This window comes from Treponema putidum (assembly GCF_024401155.1).
Taxonomy (GTDB): domain Bacteria; phylum Spirochaetota; class Spirochaetia; order Treponematales; family Treponemataceae; genus Treponema_B; species Treponema_B putidum.
On sequence record NZ_CP038804.1, the window covers coordinates 1356350 to 1373799 of the forward strand.

General features: G+C 37.7%; 14 protein-coding genes and 1 pseudogene. 13 read left to right on the forward strand and 2 right to left on the reverse strand.

The genetic code is table 11. From position 1 onward, the window contains the following. The first annotated feature begins 502 nt into the window (after window positions 1–502). The 3 genes from purL to E4N74_RS06395 all read left to right on the forward strand — a co-directional run bounded on the left by purL (window position 503) and on the right by E4N74_RS06395 (window position 5103). The gene (gene purL, locus E4N74_RS06385; protein WP_255819309.1) at window positions 503–3349 is read left to right on the forward strand and encodes a phosphoribosylformylglycinamidine synthase subunit PurL; all 2847 of its coding nucleotides are present in this window, start codon (window positions 503–505) and stop codon (window positions 3347–3349) included. 48 nt (window positions 3350–3397) lie between these two features. Next, on the forward strand, window positions 3398–3949 hold the full coding sequence (locus E4N74_RS06390; protein WP_255819311.1) for a TIGR01440 family protein: 552 nt from the start codon (window positions 3398–3400) through the stop codon (window positions 3947–3949). Window positions 3950–4263: 314 nt separating this feature from the next. Next, window positions 4264–5103 (forward strand): CPBP family intramembrane glutamic endopeptidase, encoded by an 840-nt coding sequence (locus E4N74_RS06395; protein ID WP_255819313.1) that lies wholly within the window; start codon window positions 4264–4266, stop codon window positions 5101–5103. Between the two features lie 170 nt (window positions 5104–5273). Here E4N74_RS06395 and E4N74_RS06400 read toward each other — a convergent pair. Both E4N74_RS06400 and E4N74_RS06405 read right to left on the reverse strand, forming a co-directional pair. Then, a pseudogene (locus tag E4N74_RS06400) lies at window positions 5274–5496 on the reverse strand (AAA family ATPase); the annotation flags it as partial. Between the two features lie 88 nt (window positions 5497–5584). After that, window positions 5585–7066 (reverse strand): 4Fe-4S dicluster domain-containing protein, encoded by a 1482-nt coding sequence (locus E4N74_RS06405; protein ID WP_255819314.1) that lies wholly within the window; start codon window positions 7064–7066, stop codon window positions 5585–5587. A 262-nt stretch (window positions 7067–7328) separates the two neighbouring features. On the opposite strand from E4N74_RS06405, the gene E4N74_RS06410 reads away from it, so the two are divergent. From E4N74_RS06410 to purM, 10 genes are all read left to right on the forward strand, one after another. After that, window positions 7329–8282 carry an ABC transporter permease gene (locus E4N74_RS06410; protein WP_145475275.1) on the forward strand — a complete coding sequence of 318 codons (954 nt, stop codon included), beginning with the start codon at window positions 7329–7331 and terminating at the stop codon, window positions 8280–8282. A gap of 9 nt (window positions 8283–8291) precedes the next feature. Continuing rightward, a complete protein-coding gene (opp4C, locus tag E4N74_RS06415) occupies window positions 8292–9209 on the forward strand; it encodes an oligopeptide ABC transporter permease (RefSeq protein WP_145475274.1) in 918 nt (305 codons plus the stop codon). A 16-nt stretch (window positions 9210–9225) separates the two neighbouring features. After that, entirely contained in the window at window positions 9226–10821 is a 1596-nt protein-coding gene (locus E4N74_RS06420; protein ID WP_255819316.1) for an ABC transporter substrate-binding protein, read from the forward strand. 53 nt (window positions 10822–10874) lie between these two features. Next, on the forward strand, window positions 10875–11861 hold the full coding sequence (locus E4N74_RS06425; protein ID WP_255819317.1) for an ABC transporter ATP-binding protein: 987 nt from the start codon (window positions 10875–10877) through the stop codon (window positions 11859–11861). Beyond that, the gene (locus E4N74_RS06430; protein ID WP_255819318.1) at window positions 11851–12822 is read left to right on the forward strand and encodes an ABC transporter ATP-binding protein; all 972 of its coding nucleotides are present in this window, start codon (window positions 11851–11853) and stop codon (window positions 12820–12822) included. The genes E4N74_RS06425 and E4N74_RS06430 overlap by 11 nt, the downstream gene beginning before the upstream one ends. A 23-nt stretch (window positions 12823–12845) precedes the next feature. Beyond that, window positions 12846–13274, forward strand: a complete 429-nt coding sequence (locus E4N74_RS06435) for an OsmC family protein (RefSeq protein ID WP_044979562.1) — start codon at window positions 12846–12848, stop codon at window positions 13272–13274. A 21-nt stretch (window positions 13275–13295) separates the two neighbouring features. Then, window positions 13296–13988: a hypothetical protein gene (locus tag E4N74_RS06440; protein WP_255804713.1), complete on the forward strand. Its 693-nt coding sequence runs from the start codon at window positions 13296–13298 to the stop codon at window positions 13986–13988. Window positions 13989–14033: 45 nt separating this feature from the next. Next, window positions 14034–14801: a DpnI domain-containing protein gene (locus tag E4N74_RS06445; RefSeq protein WP_255819319.1), complete on the forward strand. Its 768-nt coding sequence runs from the start codon at window positions 14034–14036 to the stop codon at window positions 14799–14801. 78 nt (window positions 14802–14879) lie between these two features. Next, complete coding sequence (purD, locus tag E4N74_RS06450) at window positions 14880–16223, forward strand: phosphoribosylamine--glycine ligase (protein WP_255819320.1); 1344 nt, start codon at window positions 14880–14882, stop codon at window positions 16221–16223. A gap of 122 nt (window positions 16224–16345) precedes the next feature. Next, window positions 16346–17446 (forward strand): phosphoribosylformylglycinamidine cyclo-ligase, encoded by a 1101-nt coding sequence (gene purM, locus E4N74_RS06455; protein ID WP_044979566.1) that lies wholly within the window; start codon window positions 16346–16348, stop codon window positions 17444–17446. Window positions 17447–17450: the final 4 nt, after the last annotated feature.

Consider the following 17450-nt stretch of genomic DNA (forward strand, 5'->3'; position numbering starts at 1 on the left):
GTGGTTAATTAAATAAGGGAAAATATCTTATTTAATGATAGGAAATTTATGATTTAGCTGCATAAATTTTTTACTATGCCTGTGTATAAAATGAGAGCTGGAGCTTTGACAGGAACACTAGCATGGGTTGGGTCAGCTGTTGGTGGAGGAATTGCTCTAGGTATAGCAACAGTTGCAGCTATACCTCTTGCCGTTGGAGGAGGTGTTTTTGGATTATGGTATTTGTTAGGAGCAGATAGACTAATATTGACAGAGGTACAAATAGAATAGTACTTGAAATTTTTGAAAATGAACAAAACTTTCTAAACAAAATTTGCTTTGGTACGAAGTTGGCGAGAAAAATGAGCAACAGGCAGGTAGTTTTTGAAGCAACCTTCGTACCTGTTTTTATCTTCATAAATAAGCAAACCCGCTCAAAACCAACACTTTATCCCTACCCTTGAATTTTTCCCTCGGTTCAAGTATACTTATCTAAAATCCATCGGAGCTTAAGAGGTTGTCTATGAATATTTACCGATTTTGTGTTAAAAGTAAGAAAGGCTTACACTTCCAAATACCCAAAAATGAGGAGCTTTTAAAGCAGGCCCATATTCTCGGCTTTAAAACCGTTAAAGAAATAAATACCGAAGCCCTTTATTTTGTACGCGGAAATCTTTCAAATGAAGAAAAAAAGGTACTGGCCGATTTCTTGTTTTGCGATGAGCTTTATGAGTACAGCCAAACCGAAGGCTTTACAATAGAAGATAAAAAAAATATTTTCCATATTGAAACAGCCTTAAAGCCGGGAGTTACGGACTCATCTTCACGCGAGGCCTTGAGGGCAGTCAAAGAACTCGGTATTCTCGGCGTTGAAGAAATTACCAGCGGAAAAGCCTACGATATTCAGGGCGAACTGAGCCAAGCCGAAATAGAAAAGATTGCAAAAAGCCTTTTATGCAATGACGTTATAGAACAGTATAAAATAGGCTTTGTAGAACCTGCATGGGCTCATGAACATGACGGAAAAAATGAACCTAATACTAGCGTTGAACTCATAGACATAGCCTCCATGAACGATGAGGAACTTTTAGCCCTCTCAAATGAAAGGCGGGCTGCCTTGGATATTTACGAGATGAGGGCTATCAGGGAATTCTACAAGACGGAAAAACGGCCTTGTACCGATGCGGAATTTGAAATGATAGCCCAAACTTGGAGCGAGCACTGCGTTCATAAAACTTTTAAGGCAAAAATAGACATTGACGGCTCTTCTCTCACTGAGGAGCAAAAAAAGGCCTATCCCGGTCTTTGTGTAAACAGCATAATTAAAACCTATATCAAAAAGGCCACCGATGACATCAATGCTCCTTGGGTTCTATCTGCCTTTGTGGACAATGCCGGAATTATCGAATTTGACGAAAAATACGAAGTTTCCTTTAAGGCGGAAACTCATAACCATCCTTCCGCCATTGAGCCCTTCGGAGGAGCCAATACCGGAGTCGGAGGTGTTATCAGAGACGTTATGGGCGTTTCAGCCCGTCCCTTTGCCGTAACCGATGTCCTTTGTTTCGGCCATCCCGACACTCCGGCAGAAAATGTTCCCAAGGGAACCTTTCATCCTAAACGCATAATCTCAGGCGTTATAGAAGGAGTTAAGGACTACGGAAACAAGATGGGCATTCCGACCGTAAACGGAGGCGTTCACTACCACGAAGCCTATGCGTCAAATCCCTTAGTTTACTGCGGATGTGCAGGTATCGCCCCAAGAGGCAAGCACCGCACAAAACCCTCGGCCGGAGATCACATTATTTCCTTAGGCGGAAAAACGGGGCGGGACGGTCTTAGGGGAGCAACCTTTTCTTCGATGGTAATGGATGCAAGCACAGGAGATGTTGCAGGCTCATCGGTTCAAATAGGAGAGCCCATAATTCAAAAAAAGGTAGCGGAAGTTCTAATCGATGCCCGCGATCAAGGCCTTTATTCGGCAATTACCGACTGCGGAGCGGGAGGTTATTCTTCTGCCGTAGGCGAAATGGCTTCGGCACTCGGCTGCGATGTAGACCTCGCAAAAATCCCCGTAAAATATCAGGGCCTTGCCCCATGGGAGCTCTGGCTTTCGGAGGCACAAGAAAGAATGGTTATCGCCGTTCCCAATGACAAACTTGAAGCCTTACAAAAACTTTGCAATGCCAACGATGTGGAATTAACAAACCTCGGCCGTTTTACCGGAGATGCCGTTTTAAGGGTACGCTTCGGCGAAAAGGAAATAATAAACCTTTCATGCGGCTTTTTACATTCGGGCCCGCCGCAGAGAAAACTAAAAGCGGCTCCTCCAAAAGATGGAAAACCTTTTATAAAATATCCTAAATATACGGAACCCGATCTAAATGAGGCTCTAAAGGCTGTGATAAATCATCATGCCGTAAATTCAAAAGAAGACATAGTAAGGCTTTACGACCATGAGGTTCAAGGCGGAACAATTCTACGCCCATACGACGGCCCTGAAGGAAATGTGCCTCAGGACGCAGCCGTTATAAAGCCTATGGAAACGGAAGGAAAAAAAGCCGTTGCTATCTCAAATGCCTTAAATCCGAGGCAGGGGCTTTTGGATCCTTACGCAGCCGCAGCAAGTGCGATAGACGAAGCTGTCCGAAATGCCGTTGCAGCCGGAGCAGACCCCGAAAAAACAGCCATCCTCGATAACTTTTGCTTAGGAGATCCCAACCGTCCCGAAACCATGTGGGCTCTGATAGAGATGGCACGCTCTTGCTATGACACAGCCCTTGTCTTTAAAACTCCCTTTATTTCGGGGAAGGATTCCTTTAATAACGAATACCTAAGCTCGGAGGGAAAAAGAGTTTCCATTCCGCCGTCACTTTTAATATCGGCGATGGGAATAGTTCCCGACATCGGAAAGGTTCCGGGCTCGGACTTTAAAAAAGAAGGTTCGGCTATTTACCTCGTAGGTAAACCTCAATTTTCTTTCGGCGGCTCGGTTTTTGCAGAACTTTTCGGCATTCCTTCAGGAGAAAGCGGAGCTGTTCCTCCGTTTAAAAAAGAAGCGGCTGAACTTTATAAAAAACTTCACTCCAACATAATGAAGGGCTTAGTTCTTTCATGCCACGACTTAAGCGAGGGAGGCTTAGCTGCCGCTCTTTACGAAATGTGTTTAAGCGGCATAGGAGCCGAATTAAAAAATGACTTCCACACAGGGCTGGGGGCTTCAAAAATTGCAAGCCTCTTTGGGGAAACCACAGGCTGTCTCCTTGTAGAAGTAAAGCAAGAAAACCGTTCAGCCTTTGAAAAAGGAATGGAAGGCTCTTCAATTTACGAAATAGGAAGAACCTGCGGAAAGGCAGGATTAAAACTTTAAGAAAAGCCTCTAAAAGCTGAAATTTTTAGAGGCTCTAAAAGAGGAAATATGAGCGGAATTGATTTGGAAAAAATAAAGGAAGAAACTATAGCAGCCTTAAATGAACTCCTTGAAGCGGCCTCTTTAAAACCCGGTGAAATACTTGTTCTAGGCTGCAGCACCAGCGAGGTCTCGGGAGGAGTAATCGGTAAGGCTTCAAATGAAGAAGCCGGAAGAACAATAGTTTCCGCCCTGCTTTCTGTCCTTCAGCCGAAAGGAATCTTTTTGGCCGTTCAAGGATGCGAACACATCAACCGGGCTCTCGTTATCGAAAAGGAAGCTAAAGAAAAATACGGCTTTGAAGAAGTTTCAGTAGTTCCCGCCCTCCACGCAGGAGGAGCCGCTTCCCTCACCGCCTACAATCTTTTTAAGTCTCCAGTTATGATAGAACACGTAATCGCCCATGCCGGTATGGACATAGGAGACACCGAAATCGGAATGCACGTAAAATTTGTGCAAGTCCCCGTAAGGCTTAAAACCAAGTACATAGGCTCGGCGAGGCTAACAGCCCTCAAAAGCCGCCCCAAATTGATCGGCGGCGAAAGGGCTGTGTATAAATAGAGGATAAGGGTGATAGATATTATGATAGCTGCAATGAGTAAATTGCGGCAGTGATCAAATATCAAAATTTTCCTCTAAAAAGTTTTTTCAATGTTGCTACACTTTGCTGAAATTTATCAAAATTAAAAAAACATATTTTTTCAAATTTTTTGTATTTTGTAAATTTATCTTGATAAATCGTAAAAAAGATATATACTATATATTGAGAATGATAAAGCTATGCCTTTAGACATGGATATGTTTTCGGTAAAAAATCCTTTGCATGGAATTCTTGCTCAAGATACCTTTTTATTTTAAATTAATTGGAGATTTATATGAATAAGAATATTAAAAAAGCTTTTTTACAGTTTTGGTGGCTCTCAGGTATTCTCTTATTTTTAATACTTTGGAAACTGGTACAAATATTAAATCCTGATATGGCTATACTGGATTTAAAAAAAAGATATTTTTATGGAATAGCAGACATTCTAGATTTGTATTTGGTTATTTTTTGTTTTAAAATAAACCGTATTAACGTTAAAGAGTATTTTAAATTTAAAAATCCTGATTTTCTTTTAATTTTTAAATATACTTTGATTGTTCTTGCAATAAGTGCAATTTATTATCAGTTTAATACGCTTATTCCTGATATAAAATATTCTTTTAGTTTTTTTAAAGAAAATATGGGGAAAATATCCTATTACGATGTTTTTAAAAATCCGGATTTATGGAACTATGTTCTTATTGGAGGAATGATATCTGGACCTGTAGCGGAAGAATTGTTGTTCAGATACTGCATGTATAATGCTTTAAAATATAAATATTCGAGTGTCTTTATAGCTAATATTATTTCAAGTGTAATATTCGGTCTTATTCATATTAACGTGTATGGATATGATCTTAGTGCTGTTATGATAATAAGTATACTGGGCATGGTTCTTGCTTACGGTTATGAAAAAACAAAAACCATTTGGACGCCGATGATTATGCATTCCCTTTATAATGGTCTTATATATTTTGGAAGATGTTTAACTACCCCTTTTTTTACCATTTTAACTCTTACTTATATAATTTTAGGCGGCAGTATTGGAATAATTGAACTTATCAAATATCTAAAAAGGAGAAAAGAGATTAATGAAGTACAAACTGATACCTTACCTCATGTACAAGAATGATGAGATTACCGTCATTCAAAATGAAAAAACTACGTGCATTATAACTTGTCTGCATAGACTTTCTCTTTGATTTGTTTTACGGCATTTTTTGCCGCAGCATTTTTTGCTGCAGCATCTTCTGTCTAAGAGGCTTCGGCATTTTCGTTTGAAGTCAGTTTAAACTCGAAGATATAAACATTGTTCTTGAACTCTACAACACAATCGGCTCTGCCTGTTGCAAACCAATAACTTGAAAATTCCGATGAAGCAAAAACATTTAACAAGCTGAATGGATTGTACATTGCTTTTCCCTTTCTTGCAAAAAGGTAGCCGTCATATTTTTGTTTTAACTTTGAAAGGACTTCATCATAAGTCAAGCTATTTTTTTTCTGCGAGGGCTGCAATCTCAGGTTGAACGCCTATCGGCATTTTTCTAATCGTACTCATGGTCATATTATATCAAAAAAATATAAAACCTGCAATCAAAAGCTGCGGGGAAAATCTATGTTAAATCTTTTTCCCTCGAATAAGAAAGTCCTTCGTCTGCGTATTTTTTTAGTTGGCTTGCAGCAAGTTTTTGGTTTGTGATAACCGAAGGTCCGCCTATGCAGCCGCCTTCACATGACATAACTTCTACAAGGTTTGGGGTAGACGAATCATGAGGAAGCTCTCTGCTTTGAATTTTACCATAGGAGGCAAGCTGCTTCATTCCTTCTTTATTAAGGCCGTTTATAAGCACGGGGCGAAGGTTTTCAGGTTTTTTAAGGCGTACTCTTACAGCTTCTGCAACTCCACCTGATGTTGCAAAGCCCCTTCCCGAAGAGGTAGGCGTAATTGTACCGGGTAAGGCTTCCTCCTTGGAAATATCTATCTCTTTGGCTGTCAGCAAGGCTCCCAATTCTTCTATCGACAAAACATAGTCTACAAACTCGTCTTCCAAGCCCTCCCTCCTCTTTGCAAGACATGGGCCTATAAATACGGTAACACAGCCAGGGTCTTCTTTTTTTGCCAACTCAGCCGTATAGTGCATCGGGCTTCTTGTATCCGAAATACAGGGAACAAGTGCCGGAACATGTTTTTTTACTGCCCTGACATAGGCAGGACAGCAGGAGGTAGTCATTAAAATATGCCCGCTTTCCATTCTCTCTTCAAACTCGGAAGCTTCACGGTCAGCCGTTATGTCCGCACCTATAGCTACCTCCCAGACCTTATTAAAACCCGCCTTTTTCAAAGCAGATTCAAGCTGTCCCGGCACGGTCTTAAACTGTGCTGCAACTGCAGGGGCATAGAGGGCGGAGACATTCTTTCCGCTCATTAAATGCTTTATGACATCCACAATCTGCCCCTTATCCATCATAGCCCCAAAAGGACATTCTCTCATACAGTTTCCGCAAAAGATACATTTATGATAATCGATTCTTTCTTTTCCGTTTTCATCTTTTGAGATAGCGCCTACAGGGCAGGATTCTTCACAAGGAACGGGAATTTTTATAACGGCATGATATGGACAGTTTTTTAAACAGATACCGCAGTTTATGCATTTTACTTCATCAATGCGGGCTCTTCCTTCCGAAATTGTTATCGCGGTTTTAGGACAGTTCATCATGCAGGGACGGGCAACGCAGGCTTGACAAGCATTTGTAATCATATATTTGCTTCTTACACAGGCATTACAGGCTTCATCCAAAACGGTTAGCATGGGCCATGTCGGTTTTTCTCTTTCTAAAGCTTCTTTTGCAAATTCGGCCAAGGTTTTTTCTTCATCATAATTTTCCAAAGAACAGCCGAGCCTTGCAATTACCCTATGCCTCATTATTTCTCTATCATGAAAAATACAGCATCTTATAGGTGTACTGTTTCGCGGCACCATTTCCCTCGGAATATAGTGAACTCCTTCTTCAAGCTTGCCTTCAAGCTGGAGCTTGGCAATGCGTACAAGAATTTCTCTTTTAATATTAGATGTGTTATTATTTATGTTAAGCATACTCTCTCCTAAAAAACGGCAGATTAAATATATATAAAAAAATATTTATGTAGTCAAGAGGCAGGAATAGGGCAAACTAAATTTAAAAACTGATGTTTTTGAAGGCTCCCCATTATAAAATAAACGGGAATTTTGTGAATTTGAAAAATCATTAGTAGTATTGACAAAATATAAAAATACAGTTAGTATAAACAAAACTAAGTTTCAAAATAAAAATTTTATAAACTTAGCACTTTTTAATATTTTTTATAGAAGGCAAAATATGAAATTTAAATATGTAATTAAAAGATTACTCATAGCCGTCCCCACTTTTTTGGGCATAACTTTCTTTACATATTTAATTCTTTCTATGGCTGGAAGTCCGCTTGATGCATACTTAGCTGATCCAAGAATAACGGTAATGGAGCTTGAAAGAAAAAGAAATTCTCTTGGGCTGGATCAATCTATATTCATTCAATACTTTATATGGTTAAAAAATTTTTTTAATATGGATCTCGGATTTTCGTTTCAATCACAAAGACCCGTAACACAAATGATTTTTGAAAGAATGGGTATTACAGCTTTATTGGCTGGATCTTCACTGCTTCTCTCCTTATTGATTTCAATTCCGTTAGGAATATTCTCTGCATCTAAACCTAATAGTTTTAGAGACCACGCCAGCAGCGCATTTTCATTTATTCTAGTAGCTACACCTAATTTTTTTATGGGGCTAATATTAATATATTTTTGTGCAATTAAATTAAGACTTCTTCCATCAGGAGGCTTGTTTGATGCAAGCGGAAAGAAAACTGCTCTTATGCTATTAAAACACATGATTTTACCAACTTTGGTTCTATCATTTCAACAAATAGGCAGCTGGATGCGTTACATGAGGGGCAGTATGCTTGAAGTATTGCAAGAAGATTATATCACTACAGCAAGAGCAAAAGGCCTAAAAAGAAATCAAGTTTATTATACACATGCGCTTAAAAATTCACTTATACCTATTATAACTGTAGTAGGTATGTCAATTCCTTCATTGGTTGGAGGTGCAGTGGTTACAGAACAAGTGTTTGGATGGCCGGGAATAGGAACTTTAATGGTTCAAGCCATTAATGCTAAAGATTACCCTGTAATTATGGGTATTACAGTAAATATATCTATTGCCGTATTAATTGCGAATTTAATAACAGATCTGGCTTATGGATTAGTTGATCCTAGAATTTCATATAAGTAGGCGTACATTATGGAAAACAATATAACAGAAGACAAAACATATTTTTCAGAAAATATATCTGAAGAAAAAAAGAACACTTATTTTAATGAAGTTATGGAAAAATTATTAAATAATAAATTAGCAATGGCCGGTTTAATATTTTTTTTACTTCTATCTCTTTTAGTAATTATTTTACCTTTTATTTTAAAATTAGATCCATACACATCAGATCCGGCTGCATTTAATTCTGCGCCGACAAGTTCACATATCCTTGGTACTGATGCCATAGGAAGAGATTTATTTGCAAGATTAATATATGGAGGCCGTACATCACTTATGGTCGGAGTTGTATCGACATTAATATCTCTTAGCATAGGAGTTCCTTTAGGATTAATTGCAGGCTACTATAAAAAAATCTGGGAAGTATTTATCATGAGATTGGGAGATATATTTTTATCCTTTCCTTCAATAATTTTAATTTTAGTATTAGTATCTGTAATAGGTCCGTCAATATGGTCTGTTACCATTGTATTAGGAGTTTTGCAGTGGACAGTATTTGCCCGATTAATATATGCAAATGTGCTTAGTATAAAGGAAAAGGAGTATATTGAAGCGGCAAGATCAATAGGCACTTCAAATTTTTCAATTATTTTAAAATATATTTTACCAAATGCTTTTCCTCCAATTTTAATAACAGTTACATTTAATGTTGCAAGAGCAATTTTAAGTGAATCAGCCTTGAGTTTTCTTGGGATGGGTGTTCAGCCGCCAAAAGCAAGTTGGGGTAATATGCTATATGATGCTCAATCTATTACTGTCTTATCAAGATATTATTGGGTATGGCTTCCTCCTGGATTATGCATTGTACTTACAGTACTAAGTATCAATTTCTTTGGAGATGGAATTAGGGACGCTTTGGATCCGCGTTTAAAGATCCAAGTAAAATAAAAAGGAAGGTTTCAAAATGAAAAAAGAAATCAAGAAAATGAGATGGATTATGTATGTTGCGTTATTCATAATCGCAATTATTTTATCTGCATGCGGAAACTCTGAAACTGCAGATGTACAGACAAAAAAAATTGTTTCTGTAGCTATTGCAAAGCCATGGGATTCAATGATGCCGCTTAATACAAACAGCAATTACAGTAGATTTGTTTATGATCAAATCTATGATAGATTGTTTATGTCAAAGGCAAATGGTGATTATGAACCTCGATTGGCAAAAAGTTGGAAATTGAATGCAGACAGTTCTGCAATAACTTTTAAGTTGCAAGAAAATGTAAAGTGGCACGATGGAACACCCTTTACTGCCGCAGATGTTGTTTTCAGTTTCCAAATGTATTCTAACCCTGAAGTCGATGCACTGAGCCGATATCATTTGCAATACATTAAAGGAGTTGATTCATCAGGTGTTCAAATTTCGGATAAATCCATAGCAGTATTTGCAAATAGTGATTATGAAGTTACATTTGAATTTAAAAAGCCCATGTATTTCGGAAGTGTTATGAATGACTTAGATACAGTATTTATTATTCCAAAACACATTTTTGAAGGGAAAACCCCGCAAGAAATAAATGCACCTGAATTATGGGCGAAAGCAATAGGAACAGGGCCATTTAAATATGAAAGCGAAATCAGCGGAGAAAGAATGGAGTTAGTCAGAAATGAAAACTACTTCCAAGGAACGCCTGATATTGAACGTTTGGTTATAAGAGTTGTAGATACTACAAGTTTACTGGCTAACTTGATGAGTAAAGATGTAGATATAAATGTATTAGGTTCTATTCCATTACAAGATTGGAGTGCAGCCGTAGAAGATAAAAACATCAACACCACGTCAGTTCCCACAACAAACTATACTATGCTCATTATCAACATCCAAAAGCCATATATGACAAAACCTGTACGGCAAGCAATAAATATGGCTCTAAACAGAGGAATATATGTTAATTCTCTTTATCAGGGACAAGCTGTGCCGATTGTAACACCTATTTCACCTCTTAGTCCATATTACAACGAAAAGGTAAGTATTTGGTTTGATAAAGAAAAAGCAAAACAAATTTTACTTCAAGAGAATTTTCCGTTTGATACAACATTAAAATTTTATACCTCAGCAGGAGGGGACAATCAACGATTAGCAGCTTTAATTGTCCAAGATTTGGAAGCAATTGGTTTAAAAGTAGAAATCATTCAGGCAGATTTTTCAAAGCTAATGGCTGACATGAGAAAAGGCAGTCATGATTTTGGAACAATAGGATCCGGAGGATCAATGGATCCTGGAGAAAGCCGTGAAATGATTGCTGTAGATAGTGCAGTAAACTTTTCACATATTCAGGATACAAGACTCAGCGATTTAATTGATGAGGGCAACGGTAAACTGGATTTTAACGAAAGAAAGATTATTTTTGATAAATATCAAGAAGCTGTTAAAGATGAGTCAGCTATTGCATATTTGTTTACAAAAAATAGCCTGGTAGGTTATAATCCAAAACTTGATAATGTTATCATTGAAGATTTTTCCAATCTCAACTGGAAAATTTGGACATGGAAAGTAAAATAAATATTATGAATTAACAGACTTGAAAAGTCTGTTAATTCAACAAAAGGAAACAAATGCCGAACCTTTTATCCGTAAAGGAATTGACTGTAAGATTTGCAGGAAAAACAGGATATACTACAATTGTTGATAGAGTTTCATTCGATGTTCAAAATGGGGAAATCCTTTGTGTTGTTGGGGAATCCGGATGCGGGAAAAGTACTATCGCAATGTCGATTTTACAATTATTATCAATCAACGGGGAAATATCAGGAGGGCATATTATCATGGACGGACAAGAGCTGACAGCTCTCACCGAAGATGAAATGTGTGAAGTCAGAGGAAATAATATTTCCATGATTTTTCAAGATCCTATGTCCTCACTAAATCCAACAAAAACTGTTGCGTCACAGTTAATAGAACCATATATAATACATAAGGGAATGAAAAGAAAGGCTGCCAGGACTGAGGCTCTCAAAATGTTAAAAGATGTGGGGATTCCAAATCCGGAAAAAAGATTAGATGAATATCCGCATCAATTGTCCGGAGGTATGCGCCAAAGGGTAATGATTGCAATGGCCTTAGCCTGTCAGCCAAAACTTTTGATTGCTGATGAACCGACTACGGCTCTAGATGTTACTATACAAGCTCAAATACTTGATTTGATGAGAACACTAAGAAAAGAAAGAGGAACAGCCATTGTTTTTATTACACATGATCTTGGTGTTGTAGCAGAAATGGCTGATAAGGTGCTTGTATTGTATGCGGGACATGCAGTTGAATATAATACTGTGGAAAAAGTTTTTAACTGCCCAAAACATCCTTATACCATGGGATTGCTAAAATCAATACCTCCTGTGGACAAACATATTGATTTTTTGCCGTCAATTGAAGGGATTGTGCCAACACCGGGGAATATGCCTAAAGGATGCCGATTTTACCCGAGATGTAAAAATAGACTGGATATCTGTAAAAACAGTGAACCAAAAGAATATAATCTTGAAGATGGTTGGGTAAAATGTTTTTTGTACAGCAATTTAAAAGAGGATAAAAATGAGCTCTGAATACCTGCTGGAAACAGTAAATTTAAATAAACACTTCTCTGAATCAAGGAGCCTTTTTAATTGGAAACCTAAATCAGTAAAGGCTGTAAACAATGTAAACATAAAAGTCAGACCCAAAGAAGTACTTGGTTTGGTTGGAGAATCAGGTTGCGGCAAAAGTACATTAGGTAGAACAATACTGCGTTTACTACCTGCAACAAGCGGAAAAATATTATATAGGGGCGATGATATTTTAAAATATAATAATAAACAGATGTTTGAGTTGAGAAAAAAAATGCAAATTATATTTCAAGATGTATACAGCTCACTGAATCCGCGAATGACTGTCGGTGATATTATTACAGCCCCCCTAAATGTTTTTAAGGATGGGAATAAAAAATACAGACGAAATAAAGTTATAGAAATTCTAGAAGAAGTAGGCCTTCGGGCACAATATTTAAATCGATTCCCTCATGAATTTTCAGGAGGCCAGAGGCAAAGAATTGTAATTGCCCGCTCTTTAATAATGAATCCTGAACTGGTGATTTGTGACGAACCTGTTTCGGCATTAGATGTTTCAGTCAGAGCTCAGGTTTTAAATTTAATGAAAAAACTTAAAGAAGAAAAGGGATTAACATATATTTTCATATCTCATGATTTAAGTGTAGTAAATCATATAAGTGATAGAATAGCAGTTATGTATCTTGGAAATGTTATTGAATTGGCAGAACGAGACGAATTATTTAAAAATGCTTTTCACCCATATACTAAAGCTCTTTTATCTGCTGTTCCTATTGCAAGTATGGAAGTTAGAAAAAATAGAATTATTTTAAAAGGGGATATTCCCAATCCATATGATCCGCCAAAAGGATGTTGCTTTAATACACGATGTCCAAAAGTTACTCAAAGATGCAGAGAGGAAATTCCGGAATTAAAAACACTGGCCAATGATCATTTATGCGCCTGTTTTTATCCTGATTAAATATTTATATTTATGGAGGTTTTATGTCAACATTTAAAGCGAAAGTAAGAAGAGAGGAAAAATTCAGAATGAAATGCGAATCCGGCAATCACACTATGCTGCTGGATGAACCAATAAAAGCGGGAGGAACGGACTTAGCCATGAATCCTGTTGAAGCACTTCTATCATCTCTCGGAGCATGCAAATGTATAAATGCTTGGATTTTTGCTGAACAATTCGGTATTAATCTTAAAGATATAGTTTTTGAAATAGAAGGTGATATAGGAGCACTGGAAAAAGTAAATAATTGCCTACCCTTGATTTTTAAAAGCATTCATACTAAAGTTACCGTATTCTCAGATAATACGGAAGAAGAGATCAAAAAGTTTATAGAATATATTGAACTTCGTTGTCCTGTAAGGAATACTATTATTAATCAAGTACCATGTACAAGTGAAATTATAATAAAATAGTTTACCTTTGGAGAAAGAAAGATGATTCCATTTAGAAATTATCTAAAAAAAATGGTCTTCGTTTTATTTTTAGCGGTACTATCCTTCTACGTTTATGGGTTTGACCTTAATTCTTATTGGGCATTGGGAGATGTAAAACTCGGAGGTTTATTCCAAGCACAAAAACCTAAGGCTGACTGGAATCTGAATATTTCTGCCTTTAAGTTTTATTTTAAAGACTTGGATTCGGGATTTAACTTATCCTTAAGTCCTTTTTATATGGATATAAAAGGCGGCAATAAAGGAATAGAAAACATCAACGGAGAATCCGCTAAAAGATCGGCTTTTTTTAAACACGGACTCTTTATTATGTCTTTTATAAATGCAGAATTAAGCTTCAATACTTTAAATTTTATATCCGATACTTTTGAACTAAATCTTTTTACGAGTATTCATGCCGCCGATCCTGTCATAATCTCAAGGTTTCAAATAAATGCAGGCTTGGAGTTTGCAATTACAAAAGAAATATATCCGTTTGCAGGAAGAAAATATCCTTTAAAATCAAAACTTTTAAGTACAAGGACAGGATTTAGATACACCGATAATAAACCTTTTTTCTTTTGTGATATAGGTTTTGACTTAGGTTCCATTTTATTTATTTTTAAAGGCGACTACGAAAAGGCAAAAGAAAAGGCTCAAAAAGAAACCGTAAAGGATATTTTTGATAAGGATTAAATTAAAAATTACTTGATTAGTAGAAAATTATTTGGGATGATTATAATGTACCAATTTGATATTTCTTTAATAAAAAAATACCACAATAAATCTCAGATAGTGAGAGTTTTAACCGAGGATTGGGTACTAAAAAACTTTAATTGCCCGATTTGCGATAAATTTAAAATTGAGGCATATCCAAATAACTATCCGGCAGGAGATTTTTTCTGTAAAAACTGTAAATCGGATTTTGAGCTAAAAAGTAAAAAAAGCATCTCCGGAAAATTACCGAATATAATTATGGATGGTGCCTATAAAACAATGATTGAAAGAATTACATCTTCAAAAAATCCTAACTTTCTTTTTCTAACCTATAAGGACTACGAGGTATCAAATTTCATTTTGATACCAAATCATTTTTTTACTCCATCTATTATTTTAAAGAGAAAACCTCTATCAAATACGGCAAAACGAGCCGGATGGGTAGGATGCAATATAGATATTTCGAGAATTCCTGATGCAGGAAAATTATTTATAATAAAAGACAAAATCGAAACAGATCCGAAAGAAATAATAAACAAATATGCAAAAATAAAATCCCTAAAAAAGACCAATATTGAATCGCGAGGCTGGCTGCTTGATATCATAGCTTGTATAGAAAAAATAAGCGCAGAAGAGTTTTCTTTAAACCAAATATACGCCTTTGAAAATGAGTTGAAATTAAAACATCCTGAAAATAATTTTATCAAAGACAAGATAAGACAACAACTCCAATATTTAAGAGACAAGGGGTTTATCAAATTTTTAGGAGAAGGAAAGTACAAAAAATTATAAATCTCCCTCCCCTTGTCCCTCCCTCCCTATTTTGATATACTTGAACAAAACATCAGTACCTTACTTATGGAGGAAAAGATGAACATACTGCTTGTCGGATCAGGCGGAAGGGAACATGCAATAGCCTTAAAGCTAAAAGAATCTCCTTCTCTCGGTAAACTTTTTATAGCTCCCGGAAACGGAGGCACGGCTTTCTTGGGTGAAAACGTGCCCATAAAGGCCGACGACATCGAAGGGCTTGCCGATTTTACTCTTTCTGCCTCAATAGACCTTGTAATTGCAGGCCCAGAGGTTCCTTTATGTCTAGGCCTTGAAGACCTGATAAAAGAAAAAGCAAAAGCTCAAAACAAAAAAATAGCATTTTTCGGGCCGTCAAAGGCTTGTGCCCGATTGGAGGCATCCAAAGATTTTTCCAAAGAGATGATGAGCCTTCTTTCCATTCCCACGGCAAAATATTCTTCTTTTACCGATTTTCAAAAAGCAAAAAAATATATTGAAAATTTGGATTACCCCTTTGTAATAAAGGCTGACGGCCTTGCGGCTGGAAAAGGCGTTATCCTGCCTGACTCAAAAGAGGAAGGCATAGCCGAACTTAAAAATATAATGATCAAAAAACAATTCGGAACATCAGGAGACAAGGTTGTTATAGAAGAACGCCTTGAAGGGGAAGAGGTTTCAATACTTGCCTTTTCGGACGGAGAAAAAATAGCCGTAATGCCGCCTTCACAGGATCACAAGCGCCTAAAAGACAATGATGAAGGCCCCAACACCGGAGGGATGGGAGCCTACGCCCCTACCCCAATCTGCTCCTACAAAGAAGCCGAAAAATATGCAGCTCTTACGATTCTTCCCATTATAAAAGAAATGAAAAAAAGAGGCACACCCTACATCGGGGTTCTATATGCAGGCCTCATGCTCATAAAGGAAGGCAAAGGTTTTGCCCCTAAAGTGCTTGAATATAATTGCCGCTTCGGAGATCCCGAAACCCAAGTCTTAATGCAGCTTTTTGACGGAGACCTTGCCCTAACCATGAGCTCTTGCGCAGAAGGAAGGCTGGACAAAGCTATGCCTAAATGGAAGAAAGGCTATGCAGCAACTGTCGTGCTTGCAAGTGAAGGCTATCCTCTTTCTTCATCAAAACCGGTAGAATTGTCCGCTTCGGAATTGGAAGGTTCCACTGAGATGAGCGTAATACATGCAGGCACAACTCTTAAAGAAGGAAAGATTTTGACAGCAGGCGGAAGGGTTCTTTGTATAAGCTCAAATGATAAGAGCTTACAAAAAGCTATGGATAATATCTATGCAAAAATAAAAACCATACACTTTCCCGGAGTACAATACAGAAAGGACATTGCAAAACGCGGACTGGAACATCTAAATCAACAACCCCGATGCAAGCGTCGGGGTATGTTGTTCTCATAAGGTGGTTGCAGTCGGCTTTAATACCCTTTGTTACGATGCAGAGCATCGGGGTATTAAACCCTCCGCACGAATAAACTTAAATAAATATTTATTTAAATATAAAATAAAAAGGAAGAAATAAAATGAACGAAACAAAAAATAAAAACAAAGAGCTATCCAATGACAAAAGCCAAGAGCTATCCAATGATAGAAGCTCGGTATACAGCGCCTCAGGCGTAAACATTGATGCAGGAAATGAGGCCGTCCGCTTAATGAGTGCAGCGGTTAAGTCAACCTTTAATAAATCCGTTCTTTCGGATGTAGGCACCTTCGGGGGGCTTTTCGGAACCGAAGAGCTTTTTAAAATGAAAAAACCCGTTCTTGTAGGTTCTACGGACGGAGTCGGAACAAAAGTAAAAATAGCAGCCGAGGCCGGTATCTACACAACAATAGGCCAAGACATAGTAAACCACTGCATTGATGACATCCTCGTTCAAGGGGCAAAACCCCTTTTCTTTTTGGACTATGTTGCAAGTTCAAAGTTAAACCCGCAAATGATTGCCGACATAGTAGGAGGCATGGCAAAGGCTTGTAAAGAATCGGGCTGCGCCCTCATAGGAGGCGAAACTGCAGAAATGCCCGGAGTTTATATGGAAGGAGAATTCGACATAGCCGGAACCATTGTCGGAGCAGTAGATGAAGAAAAAATTCTTCCCAAAAAAGAAATAAAAGAGGGAGACCTCCTGATAGGTCTTGCCTCGGACAGTCCCCATACAAACGGATACTCATTGATTAGAACAGCCTTTAAGGGTATAGATCTTAATACCGTCTATCCGGAATTAAAAGCACCCTTACATGAGGTTCTATTAAAACCTCACCGCTCCTATCTTAATGTACTCTATCCGATCTTACAAAAACATCCCGAAATCGTAAAAGCCCTAGCCCACATCACAGGCGGCGGTTTTATCGAAAACATCCCGAGAGTTATTCCTACAGGCCTCGTTATCAAAGTAAAAAAAGGCTCGTGGCCCGTCCCGCCCCTTTACCCCCTTATCCAAAAACTGACAGGTGCAAGCGGGGACGAAATGTACAGAATCTTCAATATGGGAATTGGAATGATAGCCGTAGTTTCCCCAGACATGGCCGAAAAATACCGTGAGCTTGTAGGAGAAGAATCATGGATAATCGGCAAGCTGGAAAAAGCTGACAATCAAACCCAAAAACCCCTAACAATATTAGAGTGATTTT